The sequence below is a fragment of the Marinomonas sp. FW-1 genome (genome assembly GCF_005222245.1).
Lineage (GTDB): Bacteria > Pseudomonadota > Gammaproteobacteria > Pseudomonadales > Marinomonadaceae > Marinomonas > Marinomonas alcarazii.
Genome location: NZ_CP025987.1, coordinates 3,264,766 through 3,279,989, shown reverse-complemented (window position 1 = coordinate 3,279,989; position 15,224 = coordinate 3,264,766). Strand labels below are relative to the sequence as shown.

At 43.9% G+C, this 15,224-nt stretch carries 18 protein-coding genes; 13 read left to right on the top strand and 5 right to left on the bottom strand.

Going from position 1 to position 15,224, the window contains the following annotated elements; genetic code table 11:
- The first annotated feature begins 37 nt into the window (after positions 1 to 37).
- A complete protein-coding gene (locus tag C1X04_RS15230; RefSeq protein ID WP_137170382.1) occupies positions 38 to 868 on the top strand; it encodes a mechanosensitive ion channel family protein in 831 nt (276 codons plus the stop codon).
- Positions 869 to 978: 110 nt separating this feature from the next.
- Positions 979 to 1,491, top strand: coding sequence for a transcription elongation factor GreB (gene greB / locus C1X04_RS15225; protein ID WP_137170381.1), 513 nt, complete (start codon positions 979 to 981; stop codon positions 1,489 to 1,491).
- Positions 1,492 to 1,565: 74 nt separating this feature from the next.
- Here greB and C1X04_RS15220 read toward each other — a convergent pair whose 3' ends face one another.
- Both C1X04_RS15220 and C1X04_RS15215 read right to left on the bottom strand, forming a co-directional pair.
- Positions 1,566 to 2,096: an NADPH-dependent FMN reductase gene (locus C1X04_RS15220; protein WP_137170380.1), complete on the bottom strand. Its 531-nt coding sequence runs from the start codon at positions 2,094 to 2,096 to the stop codon at positions 1,566 to 1,568.
- Between the two features lies 1 nt (position 2,097).
- Entirely contained in the window at positions 2,098 to 3,291 is a 1,194-nt protein-coding gene (locus C1X04_RS15215; protein WP_137170379.1) for an MFS transporter, read from the bottom strand.
- A gap of 100 nt (positions 3,292 to 3,391) precedes the next feature.
- Between C1X04_RS15215 and soxR the strand changes: the two genes are divergently transcribed.
- The 3 genes from soxR to C1X04_RS15200 all read left to right on the top strand — a co-directional run bounded on the left by soxR (position 3,392) and on the right by C1X04_RS15200 (position 5,196).
- Positions 3,392 to 3,841 carry a redox-sensitive transcriptional activator SoxR gene (gene soxR, locus C1X04_RS15210; RefSeq protein WP_137170378.1) on the top strand — a complete coding sequence of 150 codons (450 nt, stop codon included), beginning with the start codon at positions 3,392 to 3,394 and terminating at the stop codon, positions 3,839 to 3,841.
- Positions 3,842 to 3,980: 139 nt separating this feature from the next.
- On the top strand, positions 3,981 to 4,844 hold the full coding sequence (locus tag C1X04_RS15205) for a DUF72 domain-containing protein (protein WP_110576961.1): 864 nt from the start codon (positions 3,981 to 3,983) through the stop codon (positions 4,842 to 4,844).
- Between the two features lie 43 nt (positions 4,845 to 4,887).
- Entirely contained in the window at positions 4,888 to 5,196 is a 309-nt protein-coding gene (locus C1X04_RS15200; RefSeq protein ID WP_110576962.1) for an NGG1p interacting factor NIF3, read from the top strand.
- On the opposite strand, the gene C1X04_RS15195 is transcribed toward C1X04_RS15200, so the two are convergent.
- The 3 genes from C1X04_RS15195 to ccsA all read right to left on the bottom strand — a co-directional run bounded on the left by C1X04_RS15195 (position 5,177) and on the right by ccsA (position 7,840).
- Complete coding sequence (locus C1X04_RS15195) at positions 5,177 to 5,722, bottom strand: NUDIX hydrolase (RefSeq protein WP_137170377.1); 546 nt, start codon at positions 5,720 to 5,722, stop codon at positions 5,177 to 5,179. The genes C1X04_RS15200 and C1X04_RS15195 overlap by 20 nt on opposite strands.
- Before the next feature lie 9 nt (positions 5,723 to 5,731).
- Positions 5,732 to 6,988 (bottom strand): HlyC/CorC family transporter, encoded by a 1,257-nt coding sequence (locus tag C1X04_RS15190; protein WP_110576964.1) that lies wholly within the window; start codon positions 6,986 to 6,988, stop codon positions 5,732 to 5,734.
- Positions 6,989 to 7,072: 84 nt separating this feature from the next.
- Complete coding sequence (gene ccsA, locus C1X04_RS15185) at positions 7,073 to 7,840, bottom strand: inner membrane protein YpjD (RefSeq protein WP_137170376.1); 768 nt, start codon at positions 7,838 to 7,840, stop codon at positions 7,073 to 7,075.
- 129 nt (positions 7,841 to 7,969) lie between these two features.
- On the opposite strand from ccsA, the gene ffh reads away from it, so the two are divergent.
- From ffh to thrC, 8 genes are all read left to right on the top strand, one after another.
- Complete coding sequence (gene ffh / locus C1X04_RS15180; RefSeq protein ID WP_110576966.1) at positions 7,970 to 9,346, top strand: signal recognition particle protein; 1,377 nt, start codon at positions 7,970 to 7,972, stop codon at positions 9,344 to 9,346.
- Between the two features lie 181 nt (positions 9,347 to 9,527).
- The gene (rpsP, locus tag C1X04_RS15175) at positions 9,528 to 9,776 is read left to right on the top strand and encodes a 30S ribosomal protein S16 (RefSeq protein ID WP_110576967.1); all 249 of its coding nucleotides are present in this window, start codon (positions 9,528 to 9,530) and stop codon (positions 9,774 to 9,776) included.
- Positions 9,777 to 9,791: 15 nt separating this feature from the next.
- Positions 9,792 to 10,337 (top strand): ribosome maturation factor RimM, encoded by a 546-nt coding sequence (gene rimM, locus C1X04_RS15170; RefSeq protein ID WP_110576968.1) that lies wholly within the window; start codon positions 9,792 to 9,794, stop codon positions 10,335 to 10,337.
- Positions 10,338 to 10,359: 22 nt separating this feature from the next.
- A complete protein-coding gene (gene trmD / locus C1X04_RS15165; protein ID WP_110576969.1) occupies positions 10,360 to 11,112 on the top strand; it encodes a tRNA (guanosine(37)-N1)-methyltransferase TrmD in 753 nt (250 codons plus the stop codon).
- Between the two features lie 69 nt (positions 11,113 to 11,181).
- Positions 11,182 to 11,544, top strand: coding sequence for a 50S ribosomal protein L19 (rplS, locus tag C1X04_RS15160; RefSeq protein WP_110576970.1), 363 nt, complete (start codon positions 11,182 to 11,184; stop codon positions 11,542 to 11,544).
- A 106-nt stretch (positions 11,545 to 11,650) separates the two neighbouring features.
- Positions 11,651 to 12,370 carry a thioredoxin fold domain-containing protein gene (locus C1X04_RS15155; RefSeq protein WP_137170375.1) on the top strand — a complete coding sequence of 240 codons (720 nt, stop codon included), beginning with the start codon at positions 11,651 to 11,653 and terminating at the stop codon, positions 12,368 to 12,370.
- Positions 12,371 to 12,514: 144 nt separating this feature from the next.
- Positions 12,515 to 13,816: a homoserine dehydrogenase gene (locus C1X04_RS15150; RefSeq protein ID WP_110576971.1), complete on the top strand. Its 1,302-nt coding sequence runs from the start codon at positions 12,515 to 12,517 to the stop codon at positions 13,814 to 13,816.
- Between the two features lie 12 nt (positions 13,817 to 13,828).
- Complete coding sequence (thrC, locus tag C1X04_RS15145; RefSeq protein ID WP_137170374.1) at positions 13,829 to 15,214, top strand: threonine synthase; 1,386 nt, start codon at positions 13,829 to 13,831, stop codon at positions 15,212 to 15,214.
- The last annotated feature ends 10 nt before the right edge of the window (positions 15,215 to 15,224 follow it).

Here is a 15,224-nt window from a genome sequence, read left to right as displayed (position 1 = left end):
CCGAATTTGAAGCGGAACAGTAAGGGAATTAAGAATTATGAATGAGTTAGAGTCGTTATTTGAGCAGGGTTCAGAGTTAATGCCTTGGCTGACCGATAGCCTTATTAATTTGGCTGTTGGTCTTGTTATTTTCTTTATTGGTAAGTTCATCGCTTCCAAGATCGCTCATTGGTGTGAGAACAGATTGCTGAAAGCGTCTGTTGATCAGGCTGTGGCAGGTTTTGCTTCCAGTATTTTGTATGCCTTGATGTTTGCTGGCGTAACGCTTATGGCGTTAGGGCAGGTTGGTGTTGAGACGACCTCCTTCATAGCGATTCTTGGTGCTGCAGGTTTGGCTGTTGGCCTTGCATTGCAGGGATCCTTGTCTAACTTTGCGTCAGGTGTGCTGATTATCTTGTTGCGACCATTCCGCTCTGGTGACTTTATTGACGCTGGCGGTCAAATGGGTACGGTAAACCGTATTGAACTGTTTCATACTTATCTAAAAACGCCTGATAATCGTGTCATTATCGTGCCGAACTCTTCAGTAATGAATGGCTCTATCGTGAATTTCTCTCGCGAATCTACTCGTCGTTTAGACCTTGTTATTGGTATTAGTTACGATGCGGATATTCGTTTGGCAAAACAAATCATGGAAGAAATTGTGAATGCTGATGAACGCATTCTAAAAGATCCTAAATGTTTAATTGCCGTTTCTGAATTGGCTGATAGTTCGGTGAATTTCTTCTTGCGCCCTTGGGTGGCGTCGGGTGATTACTGGACTGTACGTGCTGACCTTTTAGAAAAAATTAAATACACCTTTGACGAGCGTGGCGTTGGTATTCCATACCCTCAAATGGATGTTCACGTTCATAAGCAAGAGTCGTAATTTGTAAAAATTATCGTCTGAGTGCTAAATAAGCGTAATGCCGTCAGTAATAGCTGGCGGCATTTTTGTTTTTATTGCTTGGTTTTATTGTTCAAAGAAGGCTGCGGTTCATGAGTCGTTATCGTCCACCATCTCCACCAAAATCTGCATACATAACCCACGAAGGGGCTCAAACCTTGTTGGCTGAGCTTAAATACTTGTGGAAAGAAAAGCGTCCAGCCGTCACGGAAACCGTTCGAGAGGCGGCAGCGCAAGGTGACCGTTCTGAAAATGCGGAATATATCTATGGTAAAAAACAGCTTCGAGAAATAGATCGACGTGTGCGCTATCTCGAAAAACGTTTGGATGTTTGTACTGTGGTAGATCGCCTTCCAGCAGACCAAACACGCGTTTTTTTTGGTGCTTGGGTCACTCTAGAAGATGAAGAAGGCGAGTTGCGCACACATCGAATTGTTGGGCCTGATGAGCTTGATCACAACTCCGCTTATATAAGTGTTGATTCGCCTGTTGCCAAAGCTCTCTTGAAAAAACAAGAAGACGATGATGTGACAATTCGTCTAGCAACAGGAGAGAAAACCTACACGATCGTGAATATCGAGTACCATCCAATTCCATCCTTATAGCTCACAATATCTATATTAGGGTGAGTTAAGAGCAACAGTGAGGGGATAAAATTTGCTGTTGCTCTTTGGTTGCGTTAACGAATCGAAAGCTTATCAATGCAGCTTAGTAAGTGTTGATTAAATGTCTCATTTGTCACTATTCCCTTCTCTGCGTCAAAGTTGTCATAGAAGTTTGGTAGTGAAATGGCACCGATTAGATTCGCTGAAAAATAGGGTGCTGAAGCTTGTGCGGCAGCTAAAACACTTTGTGCGCCGCTTGGGCCTGGCGAGGTCGACAGCATAATAACGGGCTTACTTTGAAAGACTTTCATGTTGATTCGAGATGTCCAATCAAACAGATTTTTATAAGCCGAGGTATAAGAGCCGTTATATTCGGCAAAAGACATGACGATACTATCTGCAGCACCAATGGCATTGTAAAAATCGTGGGCGAGTTTTGGGATGCCGGATTCTTTTTCTCTGTCTTCACTGTAAATTGGCATTTCAAAGTCATTGATATCGATTAGCGAAACATCCGCATTGTTTATTTGCTGTGCAGCGTAAAAAGCTAATTGTTTGTTAATGGAGTTTTTGCTGTTACTTGCACCAAAAGTAAGTACTTTCATTTTAGTTTCCTTTGTTGACGTGAGTAGTTGGAATAGATTGTTTTTTCAAAGTGGCGGCCCCTGCAATGGCTAGAACTAACGTAAAAGCCCCTGCTAATAAGTAAAAATCGCTGAATCCTAATTTGGCGATAAGCGCTGAGGTGGCAAAAGGTGAAACGAATTGCCCAATGAAGATGCTGCTGGTCAGTACACCAGAAGCGAGTCCGCGTTTGTGGCTTGGCACAAGCGCCATGCCTTTTATCATGAAATTTGGCATTACCAATCCCATGCAAGCGCCCATGAGGCCGCAACCGAGAATCACAGAGCTGAACGATGTGGCTTGTGATAGCACGAGCATGGCGATGCTCATGGCAATAAAGCCGATAAGTGCGACGCCATAGCTTTGTATTTTGGCAACCAGCTTGCCAAAGAATACGCTGGTTATCGCGGCGATTAATGTCCCCATTCCGATTGCTAAGCCTGATTTACTTGGATCAGAGATGCCAATATCGGCCATAAAAAATGGAATTTGTGTTGGTAGGATATAAAAGACGATTAAGTGGCAGAAAAGGAGAATAGAGCAGCCAATAAGCGGTAGCTTCCAGTTCGCATTGCCATCGCCCTGCTGGTGATCGCTTGGTTGATTGGTTGGCTTGCTGTCACGAATAGACAGCAATATGAGAGGAAGCAACAGAATAGCAATGGCGTAGATATAAAAAGGCAGTCGAGCACTGATGCCTGCTAAATAGCCCGCCGTGACGATGAAAAGAATGCCGCCAATATTAGAGAAAGTTTGTTGCAGTCCCATAAATTGGCTTCTTTTCTGACCAGAATAATAATCGGTTATTAGCGCTGTTACGGCGGTCATTAGTCCAGCGACACATATGCCCAGAATGGCTCGGCTGATAATAATGCCTTCTAAGTCTTGCAGCTGTGCGCCAGCCGCACCGGCGATGGCAAAGACGGTAGTCGCAATGATTATTTGATTTCGGCGACCGAACTTATCCGCAGTCCAGCCTAAGATCGGTGCAAAAATCACCACAAACAAAGCAGGTATGGGTAATAGCATTTTTACCCAAAAATCGGCTGAGGGTGTTCCTGAGAATTCATTCGCTAAACCAGGTAACGCCGGAGCAATAGTGGCATTGGACATGACGGTCAGTGTGGAGATCAGCAGCAGGCAAACTGCCCTGAGTTCTAATCGGTTATTTTTCATTTAGGTTCTCTTCCTCGTTAGGCTATGTTTCACAGAGCTTGAGTCCGCTTGGATTTGTGCCTATTCTGCTACCTAAACTTAAGTTGAGGTCAAGTATAAAATGCGAAAAATAATAATGCCTGAGTGGATTCCGGTGGGCGTGTTAAGTGAGAGGACGGGCGTGTCTGTGTCGGCGTTGCATTTCTATGAAAGAAAAGGGCTGATTAAAAGCCAAAGAAACGCTTCTAACCACAGACAATACCCAAAGCACGTCATTCGGATTGTGTCACTGATTCAAGTGGCTCAGCGAACAGGGTTTTCTCTGGACGATATTCTATTGGAGCTGGAAGGCTTACCGAATCGTACGCGCGTCACCCTAGAAGATTGGGAGGCGTTGGGTTCCCGATGGCAAAGAGAGTTAGATAAAAAGATCATCCAATTGACGGAGCTGAAAGAAATGATGGCCGATTGTATTGGTTGTGGTTGTCTGTCGCTGGAAAGATGTCGGCTGCTTAATCCTTATGATGAGTTAGGTGAAAAGGGCACTGGACCAAGGCTCATGACGGAATAGACAGAGTTTCTTGGCTTGTTTCAGTGAGCTTGTGTGCAAGTTAGCCTAAGAGGTATTTTGTTTTCAGTTGGTGTCTTTTATAGATACCATGGACTTTAAGTGATGCGAAATTAAAGTCTTAGTTGTATTTAAGGGTTCTATGAAAATTCATTATGGTATGGCGCAATGGCAGCATCCGGCTTGGGTAAATTGGTTATACCCAACGTCTTTGCCGACTGGTGAGCGCTTAGGTCGGTACTCACAGGTGTTTTCTACTGTTGAAGTTGGCAGTACTTTTTATACTAAGGTCGATGATGCTCAGTTGTTGCGTTGGTACGAGTCTGTGGCTGATGGTTTCAAATTCAGTTTCAAAGCGCCTCAAACAGTGACACATCGATTGTTAGAGCGTCCTTGGCATGAAGTGCAGCAAGATTGGTTGGCTTTCATGCTGTCGTTACAGCCGTTACAGAATAAGCTTGGGCCCACTATGTTGCAGTTTCCTGCCGTATGTGACGAACGCGCTTTAGATGTCATTTTAGCTTTGTGTGATATGTGGACTTTGTCGAGCCCTTTATCTGTCGAGGTGCGTAATCTTGCTTATTTCGATAAAAACCAAACAGAACAGCGTTTTTTAGCCGGTTTGTCTGATCGTAATGTGAATCGTGTGATCATGGATTCTCGGCCCGTGTTTTCGACGGATGCCTATTGTGAAAGTTTGATCGATGCACAAAAGAAGAAGCCAAGGGTGCCTTGTCATCCGGTAGTGACTGCTCGTCACCCTGTCGTGCGTTTTATTGGGCATCCTGATTTGCCACGTAATGAATTATGGTTAGATCAGTGGGCTAAAAAATTGTCTCAATGGTTGTCGGCAGGGCTTACCTCGAGTGTGTTTGTTCATTCCTCCGATAATATTGCCGCACCCACCCTGGCGGCGCAATTAGATGAAAAAGTTCGTCTTTTAAATCCGCATTATCAAAGTGCTTTGGCTTTACCGCAAAGTCAGGAGCAGGTTACCCTTTGGTGAGATGATTTTGGATTAAACTAACTAGGTTTAGTGGGAGGGGGTTGTGTATTCGTTAATATTTTATGTACCTGAGTCGCATTTGGAGTCGGTAAAGCAGGCGTTGTTTTCTGCTGGTGCTGGCGCGATGGGGGATTATGACTCCTGTTGTTGGCAGGTAAAAGGGCAAGGGCAGTTCCGTCCCAGAAAAGGGGCGACACCGTTTTTAGGTGAGCTTGATGAGTTGGAGATAGTGGATGAATATCGGGTTGAGATGATTTTGGAGGATGAGCTAAAGGCGGGGGTGCTGTCCGCCTTGTTATTGGCTCACCCCTATGAAGAGGTGGCCTACCACTTTATTCCGGTACAGTATTGAAGTGAATAGTGTCTTCATGGAAACCGTATTGGCCTTTTTTATGATCTGTGATGAAAAGTTCAATGGTTTTTCTGACGCTGCTAAAGGCCAGTTCATCCCAAGGAATTTCATCAAGAGCAAATAAGGCAACTTCTGAGCTTTCTTCCGTAGCGTGGAAGTCATCTCTTTCTAGTTCTGCGATGTAGAAAAGGTGTACTTGATTGATGTGAGGGATGCTGATCATGCTAAATGCTTGCTTGCATATGGCGACAGATCCGCTTTCCTCTAATGTTTCCCTTAATGCGCCTTCGCTGGTTGTTTCTTGGTTTTCCATGAAGCCAGCTGGTAATGTCCAGAAGCCTAGACGTGGCTCTATGTTTCTTCGGCATAATAAGATTTTGCCGTCATAAAGCGGAATGGTACCGGTTATTAGCCTAGGGTTGTCGTAATCGATAAACTCGCAACTTGGGCAAACCGCACGTAGTCGATTGTCTCCAGCAGGGACTGTCATATTAACGGCGTGACCGCATTGCGGGCAGTATCTCATTATGCTTCCTTAACGCTTTAGCTGAAGTTTTGCATATTTAACGACTTTGTCTTCGATTTCTTGGATTTCAATCATGTAGTGACCAACCCATAAACTGATAGGGTGCTCAGGAATGAATTCCAGTGTTTCGATGATAAGACCATTTAATGTTTTTGGTCCGTCTGTCGGTAAATGCCAATCTAGTGTTTTGTTTATTTCTCGAATGTGTGTCGAGCCTTCGATTCTAAAAGAGCCATCATCAAGCGTTTGGATTTCTTCTTCTTCGTCTTGGGTTGGTGGGGTAAATTCACCCACGATTTCTTCAAGTACGTCTTCTAAGGCTGCGATACCCTGAACATCACCATACTCATCCACCACGATGCCCATCTGTTGATGGTCTTTTTGGAAGTTCAGCAATACTGTGTTTAGCGAGGTGCTTTCAGGGATGAAATACGGTTCAACCGTCGCTTTTAAAAGTGCTGCTTTTGATGGTGTTGGGTCACGTAGAAAGATAGCCGCATGACGAGCATGGAGAATACCGATAACCTTATTTATCTCGCCATTATAAACAGGCATACGTGTGTGTCTGCTCTGGCAAATTTGTTCGATAATCTCTTCGATTGAGTCCTCAATATCGATGCCAATCACTTCGTTTCGAGGCACCATAATATCTTCAACAGAAACTCTCTCTAGATCGAGGATGGAGATCAGCATTTCTTGGTGGGCAGCAGGGATTAAGCCACTGGCCTCGTTTACTACGGTTCTTAGTTCTTCAGAATCTAGCGTGTCGTGATTCTTTTGAGACGCATGCACACCGATTAGGCGTAAAAGTCCATTGGACAAGCCGTTAACTAACCAGACAAGTGGGTAAAGTGTTTTTAGTAGAATAGCGAGAACCCAAGATGCTGGAAAAGCGATTTTTTCTGGATGGATCGCAGCCAATGTTTTTGGCGTGACCTCAGCAAAAATGAGTACGACTAAGGTAAGAGCCGCGGTGGCGATAGCGACACCCGCATCTCCCCATAGTCTTACAGCAATAATGGTTGCTATAGCAGACGCAAGAATATTGACAAAGTTGTTTCCAATTAAGATAACGCCGATAAGTCTATCTGGACGTTCTAAAAGAGTGTTTACTTTGATCGCTGATCGGTTCTTGTTCTTCACAAGGTGTTTGAGTCGATATTTGTTTATCGACAACATGCCTGTTTCGGAACTCGAAAAAAAAGCTGAAAGTAAAATAAGACAAAAAAGTATTCCACCAAGAACACCTAAGGGTACTTCGTTCAAAAAGGGATCGCCTCGATTATGTAGATAACTGGATTATTGGTTCTTAAGATCTGACTGTCAAACATACTTTAACATCATGCACTGTTAATATTGTAAAATTTGCAGCGCAATTTTACTGCCAAAGTAGCCTAGCATGAGTAAGAAAAAACCGCTTAGAGTCAATTTGACGGCTAACTGACCGCGCCAACCGGCTATGTATCTGCCAAGCAATAGCCCTGCAAAGACAAACCATGACGCAATTGTGAAAAATGTTTTATGGACTAAATGTTGAGCAAACATATCCTCAATGAAGTAAAAGCCAGTAGCGATTGTGATGGTCAGCAAAATAAATGCAGCCCAAATAAATTCAAACATCAAGCGCTCTAACACCTGCAGTGGCGGTACTCTTAATAGCTGTTTTAGTTTGTGGTGCTTTAGTTGGTATTCTTGCATGGCAAGTAAAATGCCGACACCACAAGCCGTTGCGAATAAGCTGTAAGCGACCGAAGCGATCAAAATGTGGGCGCTAGTGCCCCAAGAGTTACTGTGTAACTGCTTCAACTCCCATGGCTCAATAGCATTCAGGGCAATCATAATGGCGCCAAGAGGGAACGCAGCACCAAGCAGTAGTGACAAATCTTTATTGCGGTTGCTCAGCCATAATAAGCTGTTGCCAATCAAAGCAATGAGCAAGCCAATCGTTAAAAAGTTAAAACCATCTCGATTTAATAGTATTTGCGTAAGTGCGAAGGTATGTGTGACGATCGCAAATGCCCCTACATACTGTGTATAAAGGCTTTTGGGGCGAAAAAAGTACGCTGTGCCGGCAATCAAACAAACGATACAAGCAAGCCAAAGCGATAATTGAGTCATGAAACTAACGGTTCCGCTGGGTAAAGGTATAGGGTGTAAATCATTTATCCGTTATAATAGAGACAATTTCACCTTGGATAAACTGAAACTGTAGGTTTTTTCCATTTAGAGTCAAAATTTGAGGGCAATATGTTCGACAATTTATCGAATCGCTTAACTTCCTCGCTTGATCGTATTCGAGGCCGAGCTAAATTAACAGAAGACAACATACAAGAAGTGTTGCGCGAAGTGCGTATGGCTCTGCTTGAAGCCGATGTTGCCTTGCCTGTTGTTAAAGACTTTATCGCAGCGGTTAAAGAGCGCGCGATAGGAACCGAAGTTTCTAAAAGTTTGAGTCCAGGTCAAGTATTCCTGAAGATCGTTAAGCAGGAACTTGAGAACGTCATGGGGCAGGCCAACGATGGCTTAAACCTTCGTGTTGCTCGCCCTGCGGTTATTTTGTTAGCAGGTTTGCAAGGTGCAGGTAAAACAACATCTGCAGCTAAGCTTGCTAAATACTTGAAAGAGCGTGAGAAAAAATCTGTCTCTGTGGTGAGTGCGGACATTTATCGTCCAGCCGCTATTAAACAGCTTGAGACCCTAGCTGGAGAAGTCGGTGTTGACTTTATTTCCAGTGATTTGTCGCAAAAGCCAATCGATATTGTTAACAATGCTATCGACTATGCCAAGAAAGCACATAAAGATGTCTTGATTGTCGATACCGCAGGCCGTTTGTCTGTCGACGAAGACATGATGGCCGAGATTAAAGCCTTGCATGCGGCGGTTAATCCGATTGAAACCTTGTTTGTTGTTGATGCAATGACAGGTCAAGATGCTGCGAACACAGCTAAAGCATTTGGTGATGTGTTGCCTCTTACAGGTGTGATCCTGACTAAGACTGACGGTGATGCTCGTGGCGGTGCTGCATTATCTGTTCGCCACATTACTGGTAAGCCGATTAAGTTTTTGGGTGTGGGGGAGAAAACCGATGCTCTAGAACCGTTCCACCCAGACCGTTTGGCTTCACGTATCCTTGGTATGGGCGACATGCTTTCCTTAATAGAGGAAGCAGAGCAAAAGATCGATAAAGATAAGGCTGAAAAACTTGCAGGCAAACTGAAGAAAGGCAAGGGCTTTGATTTAGAAGACTTTAAAGAACAGCTTCAGCAGATGAAAAACATGGGCGGAATGACCTCTATGTTGGATAAGCTTCCTGGTATGGGGCAGCTGGGCAATATTCAAGATAAAGTGAACGATAAAATGTTCGTTCAAATGGAAGCATTGATTAATTCCATGACACCTGCTGAGCGCCGTAATCCTGATGTGATTAATGGTTCTCGTAAAAAACGTATTTCAACAGGTGCAGGTTTGCAAATTCAGGATTTGAACCGTTTGCTTAAGCAGCATAAGCAGATGCAGAAAATGATGAAGAAGATGTCCGCTAAAGGTGGTATGCAAAAAATGATGCGCGGCCTTGGTGGAATGATGCCTGGAGGCTTTCCTGGCGGTGGTGGCTTCCCTAAATAAAGGGGCTATCTTCTTGTTTTTATTGGATGGACTAAAAAAACTTCCAATTAAAGTGAAAGGGCGAGTAAATCGCCCTTTCGTTTTTCTAGTTTATCGACTAGAATATGCCGCCTTCTTGTAGTATGAGTCAAAAATTCGACTCGGCAAGAGGTGTTTCGTTAAGCAATAAGGAACCAATCATATGGTAACTATTCGTCTTTCTCGTGGTGGCTCTAAAAAGCGCCCATTCTATCACTTGAACGTGGCTGATAGCCGCAATGCTCGTGATGGTCGTTATATCGAGCGTTTGGGTTTCTTTAACCCTGTTGCTCGTGGTCAAGAAGAACGTCTACGCATCGATCTAGATCGCGTAAACCACTGGGTTAGCCAAGGCGCTCAACTTTCTGACCGTGCTGCGCAGCTTGTAAAAGATGCTAGCAAAAACGCTTAATATTGAGGTAATGCTATGTCTAAACTAAAACAAGCGGCCGCTCCTGAGCAAGCCCTTGTGGTTGGACGCATTACATCAGTATATGGTGTTAAAGGGTGGGTGAAGTTGTATTCGCACACCGAGCCAATGCAAGGAATCTTTGATTACAAACATTGGTGGTTGAAAACTCCTAGTGGGTGGAAAACCGTAGAATTAAGCCAAGGGCGTTTGCAAGGACGTGGTTTGGTGGCGTCGGTTAAAGGCTATAGCGACAGAGATCAAGTAAAAGAAATCTGCGGTATGGACATTTATATTGATGCAGCAGAGCTACCAGAACTGGATGAAGGTGATTATTACTGGAGTCAACTGGAAGGTCTGAGGGTTATTACCAAAGAGGGTGTCCTCTTAGGGAAGGTTTCTCAACTTATGGAAACTGGTGCGAATGATGTAATTGTTGTCCGCGCGTGTGAAGGTAGCTTTGATCGTGAAGAGCGATTGATTCCGTATGCTCCAGGAACCTATGTTTTAAACATCGATTTAGAACAGCAGGAAATGGTTGTTGACTGGGATCCAGAATTTTAAACAGATAAGCTGAGGTCACAACGTGAAGGTTAGCGTTATATCGCTCTTTCCGGAAATGTTTCAGGCCATTACCCAATATGGAGTAACAGGCAGAGCCATTAAGTCTGGGTTGGTTGAGGTGGATTTTATTAATCCCCGTGATTTTACTCATGACAAGCATAAGACTGTAGATGATCGACCTTACGGTGGTGGTCCAGGGATGTTGATGAAAGTTCAACCTCTCAAAGATGCCATTGAAAGTGCCAAGTTATCGGTACCCAATGCAAAAGTTATTTATCTATCCCCTCAAGGGCGTACGCTAACGCAAGAAGGCGTGCAGCAACTTGCTAAACAAGCAGAATTTATTCTGGTAGCAGGTCGCTATGAAGGCGTTGATGAACGTTTGATTCAGTCTGAGATTGATGAAGAATGGTCAATAGGCGACTTTGTCCTAAGTGGTGGCGAGTTACCGGCTATGGTGCTCATGGATGCTGTATTTCGTATGGTTCCAGGAGTATTAGGAAAGCAAGCGTCTGCGGATGAAGATTCATTTTCTGATGGTTTGCTGGATTGTCCGCATTATACTCGCCCAGAAGTGCTAAATGGTGAACCTGTGCCATCAGTGCTGCTTAGTGGCAACCACGAGGAGATTAGACGCTGGCGATTAAAGCAAAAGCTCGCAAGAACTTTTCAACGCCGGCCAGACCTTCTGCAGAACCTTGAGTTGGACAAGGAACAGCAGTTGTTGTTAGAAGAGTTTATTCGCGAAACTGAAGATTCAACCTCGGCAGAGTAGGAATTGCGAGCTTATCAGAAAGAAGAACCTTCGAGCTGATAAGAAACCATATCATTAGGAGTCACATCCATGAGCAATAAAACTAAACTGATTCAGCAGTTAGAAGCTGAACAAATGACAAAAGAAGTCCCAGCCTTCGGTCCTGGTGATACTATTGTTGTTCAGGTTAAAGTTAAAGAAGGTTCACGCGAGCGTCTACAGGCCTATGAAGGTGTTGTAATCTCTAAGCGTAACCGTGGTCTTAACTCAGCATTTACCGTTCGTAAAATCTCTAGCGGTATCGGTGTTGAGCGTGCTTTCCAAACGTACAGCCCTTTGGTTGAAAGCATCGAAGTTAAACGCCGCGGTGACGTGCGTCAAGCTAAGATCTACTACCTACGCGAGCGTTCTGGTAAATCTGCACGTATTAAAGAAAAATTGGCTAAACGTTAATTTTATCTTATTAAAAAAAGGCGACGCGAGTCGCCTTTTTTTATGGAACTAACCCCCTCTCGTATGGCCTAATGGAGACTGTTTTATCATGTCTTTGGGGTTTTTCATGAAGCGTTCTTTTTTGTCTTTCTGTCGTTCTGCTGTCGCAGGCGCATTTCTTTTCTCGTTTTCCGCTACTGTTTTTGCAGATCAAGCTGCTGTTTTATCCGCTATACAAACTGCATTACCTCAATACGAAGTCGAAAGCGTTGACTTACACGATGAAGCCGGCCTGTACGTTGTCGCCCTAAAAAATGGACCAACGCTGCATGTTACTCAAGATGGTAAGTATTTTGTCGCTGGTGATCTTTATCGAGTTGACGGTACAAAACTGGAAAATGAAACAGAAAAAGCAAAACTTGCTAAGATTGAATCATTACCTGAGTCACAAATGATTGTTTTTAAAGCAAAAGATGAGAAAGCGCATATCACAGTCTTTACTGATGTAGATTGTGGTTATTGTCGAATGCTTCATAAAGAAGTTCCCAAACTTAATGAGGCTGGAGTGACGGTTAGATATTTGGCATATCCAAGAGCCGGTATTGGGTCTGAGACTTATACAAAAATGGTTAGTGTCTGGTGTTCAGCAGATCCTAAAGCGTGGTTGGCACAAGCAAAATTAGGTGCAGAGATCCCTGAAAACAAATGTGTTAACCCCGTTGCAGATCAATACAAATTAGGTAATGAGGTGGGTGTTAGAGGCACACCAAGCATTGTGTTGGAAAGTGGTGAGTTCTTGCCAGGCTATCTACCTGCTGCTGAGTTAGTAAAACGCCTTGGGTTATAGTCATATTGCGAAATATTCCACCAAACATGAGCCTTCTTCAGCCTTTTCTACGTTGGGTTTGAATAGCTCTGGCGTTATAATAAGTTAGATTGTCACTTAGTTAAGTGTCTTATAAAAATTAGATTATCTCTGTGGGGTATTGTTTTGAAACCGGTAAAAGTCGGAATTTGTGGGCTGGGGACAGTGGGGTCCGGTAGTTTTAACATTCTTCTTAATAATGCAGAAGAGATTACACGTCGAGTTGGTCGCAGTATTGTTATTGAGCAGGTTGGTGCGCGTCGTGATAACGATGCTTGTGATACCTCTAATATCAATGTTACCCGTGATATTTTTGATGTAGTCAACAATCCAGAGATTGATATTGTTCTTGAGTTAATTGGTGGCACCACGGTTGCCAAAGAGCTTGTTCTTACGGCTATTGAAAATGGTAAGCATGTCGTTACTGCAAACAAAGCTCTGATTGCTGAGCATGGCAACGAAATTTTTGCTAAAGCTCAAGAAAAAGGCGTAATTGTTGCCTTTGAAGCGGCTGTGGCTGGCGGTATACCTATTATTAAGCAAATTCGTGAAGGCTTGTCTGCCAATAAAATTGAATGGTTAGCGGGCATCATTAATGGCACTGGCAACTTTATTTTGACCGAAATGAGCCAGAAAGGTCGCGATTTTGAAGATGTCTTGGCTGAAGCTCAGGCACTAGGCTATGCAGAAGCTGATCCTACTTTTGATATTGAAGGGATTGATGCGGCGCATAAATTAACGATTCTGGCGTCTATCGCGTTTGGTATCCCTTTACAATTTGAAAAAACCTACACAGAAGGGATTAGCCGAATTACTGCTGAAGATGTGGCATTTGCCGATGATCTTGGTTATGCGATCAAGCATTTAGGTATTGCTCGCCGCTCTAAAGCAGGAATTGAGCTGCGTGTTCACCCGACGCTAATTTCTCACAAACAACTGTTGGCCAATGTTAATGGCGTGATGAACGCTATTATGGTGCAAGGCGATGTCGTGGGCCCAACCCTGACATACGGTGCCGGTGCTGGCGCATCGCCAACGGGTTCTTCTGTTATTGCTGACGTGATCGATGTTGCTCGTACTCTAACGGCAGATCCAACGAATCGAGTGCCTCATTTGGCTTTCCAAGCGGACTCTTTGTCGAATGTTCAAGTCTTGCCCGTTGAAGAAATTGAATGTGGCTTTTTCTTGAATATGACCATTAAAGATCGTGCTGGTGTGCTGGCGAATATTACTCAAATCCTATCCGTCAATGACATTAGTATAGAGTCTCTTATTCAGCGTGAGCGTGAAGGCAGTGAGTTAGTGCCTTTGGTGGTGATGACTCATGATGTGAAAGAACGCAATATGAATGCTGCGATTGCGGCAATTGAAGCCTTGCCGGATGTTGCTGGAACAGTACAACGTATCCGTGTTGAAAACTTGGCCTAAGAGAGAATAACTATGAAATACATTTCGACTCGTGGTAAAGCGCCAGCGCTTTCTTTTGGTGATGTGCTATTGGCCGGTTTGGCAAATGATGGTGGTTTGTATGTACCAGAAACCTTGCCTCATTACAGCAAAGAAGAAATCGCTTCGTGGGCGAATTTAAGTTATCAAGAGCTGGCTTTTAAAGTCATGTGGCCTTTTGTGGAAGGCGATATTCCAGCTGACGCATTTAAAACTATGATTAATGATGCTTATGCCAGCTTCAATCATACTTCTATTGCGCCTATGGTACAGGTCGGTAACAACGAATGGATTCTTGAGTTGTTCCGTGGTCCAACCTTGGCATTTAAAGATTTTGCCTTGCAGTTGCTTGGCCGTTTGATGGACTATGTTTTGTCAGAGCGCAAAGAAAAGCTGGTTATCCTCGGTGCGACATCGGGTGACACTGGCTCTGCCGCGATTGAAGGTTGCCGTCATTCTGAACATCTGAATATCTTTATTTTGCACCCATATCAGCGTGTATCTGAAGTACAACGTCGTCAAATGACCACTGTTATTGACGATAATGTATTTAATATTGCTGTGAAAGGTAATTTCGATGACTGCCAGGGCATGGTGAAATCCAGCTTTGCAGATCAGTCTTTCTTGAAGGGCGCTAAGTTAGGTGCAGTGAATTCAATTAACTGGGCTCGTATCATGGCTCAGATCGTTTACTATTTTTCTTCTGCCTTGTCTGTTGGCGCACCACATCGTAAGGTGTCTTTCTCTGTACCAACGGGCAACTTTGGCGATATTTTTGCTGGTTACTTAGCGAAGAAAATGGGTCTGCCGGTCGATCAGTTGGTAGTGGCTACCAACCAAAACGATATTTTGCATCGCGTCATCGCAGAGAATGACATGAGCCGTCAATCTTTGAATGTCACCTTGTCGCCAAGTATGGATATCATGGTTTCCAGTAACTTCGAGCGTTTGTTGTTTGATGCTCATGGTCGTGATGGCGCAGCAATTGATGATTTGATGGCACGTTTTAACAAGGGCGATGTGTCGTTAAATGATCAAGCTTGGTCTTTTGTAAAAGAGAACTTTGATAGCTATAAAGTCGATGACAAGAAAACCTGCGAAGTAATTGCTGATGTGTTTGCTAAAACACAATACCTTCTTGATCCGCATACAGCGATTGGACTTGAAGCGGCTCGTCATTGCTGGAAAGATCAATCTGTTCCAATGATCACTTTGGCAACGGCACATCCAGTGAAATTCCCAGAAGCGGTTGAAAAAGCTGGTTGTGAAACGCCAGTACTGCCCGAGCACATGAAAGATCTTTTCGAGCGTGAAGAGTCTTATACTGTGTTGGACAACAGCTTGAGCGATGTCCAGGCTTTTGTAGCAGATAAAATCTAGCTCAAAGCCA

What these genes read in the sequence shown, in the direction of transcription:
- greB (WP_137170381.1), top strand. Translation starts at nt 979, where the DNA reads ATGAGTCGTTATCGTCCACCATCTCCACCAAAATCTGCATACATAACC.
- ffh (WP_110576966.1), top strand. Translation starts at nt 7,970, where the DNA reads ATGTTCGACAATTTATCGAATCGCTTAACTTCCTCGCTTGATCGTATT.
- rplS (WP_110576970.1), top strand. Translation starts at nt 11,182, where the DNA reads ATGAGCAATAAAACTAAACTGATTCAGCAGTTAGAAGCTGAACAAATG.
- C1X04_RS15215 (WP_137170379.1), bottom strand. Translation starts at nt 3,291, where the DNA reads ATGAAAAATAACCGATTAGAACTCAGGGCAGTTTGCCTGCTGCTGATC.
- C1X04_RS15230 (WP_137170382.1), top strand. Translation starts at nt 38, where the DNA reads ATGAATGAGTTAGAGTCGTTATTTGAGCAGGGTTCAGAGTTAATGCCT.
- C1X04_RS15220 (WP_137170380.1), bottom strand. Translation starts at nt 2,096, where the DNA reads ATGAAAGTACTTACTTTTGGTGCAAGTAACAGCAAAAACTCCATTAAC.
- C1X04_RS15155 (WP_137170375.1), top strand. Translation starts at nt 11,651, where the DNA reads ATGAAGCGTTCTTTTTTGTCTTTCTGTCGTTCTGCTGTCGCAGGCGCA.
- C1X04_RS15205 (WP_110576961.1), top strand. Translation starts at nt 3,981, where the DNA reads ATGAAAATTCATTATGGTATGGCGCAATGGCAGCATCCGGCTTGGGTA.
- ccsA (WP_137170376.1), bottom strand. Translation starts at nt 7,840, where the DNA reads ATGACTCAATTATCGCTTTGGCTTGCTTGTATCGTTTGTTTGATTGCC.
- soxR (WP_137170378.1), top strand. Translation starts at nt 3,392, where the DNA reads ATGCGAAAAATAATAATGCCTGAGTGGATTCCGGTGGGCGTGTTAAGT.
- rpsP (WP_110576967.1), top strand. Translation starts at nt 9,528, where the DNA reads ATGGTAACTATTCGTCTTTCTCGTGGTGGCTCTAAAAAGCGCCCATTC.
- rimM (WP_110576968.1), top strand. Translation starts at nt 9,792, where the DNA reads ATGTCTAAACTAAAACAAGCGGCCGCTCCTGAGCAAGCCCTTGTGGTT.
- thrC (WP_137170374.1), top strand. Translation starts at nt 13,829, where the DNA reads ATGAAATACATTTCGACTCGTGGTAAAGCGCCAGCGCTTTCTTTTGGT.
- C1X04_RS15195 (WP_137170377.1), bottom strand. Translation starts at nt 5,722, where the DNA reads ATGAGATACTGCCCGCAATGCGGTCACGCCGTTAATATGACAGTCCCT.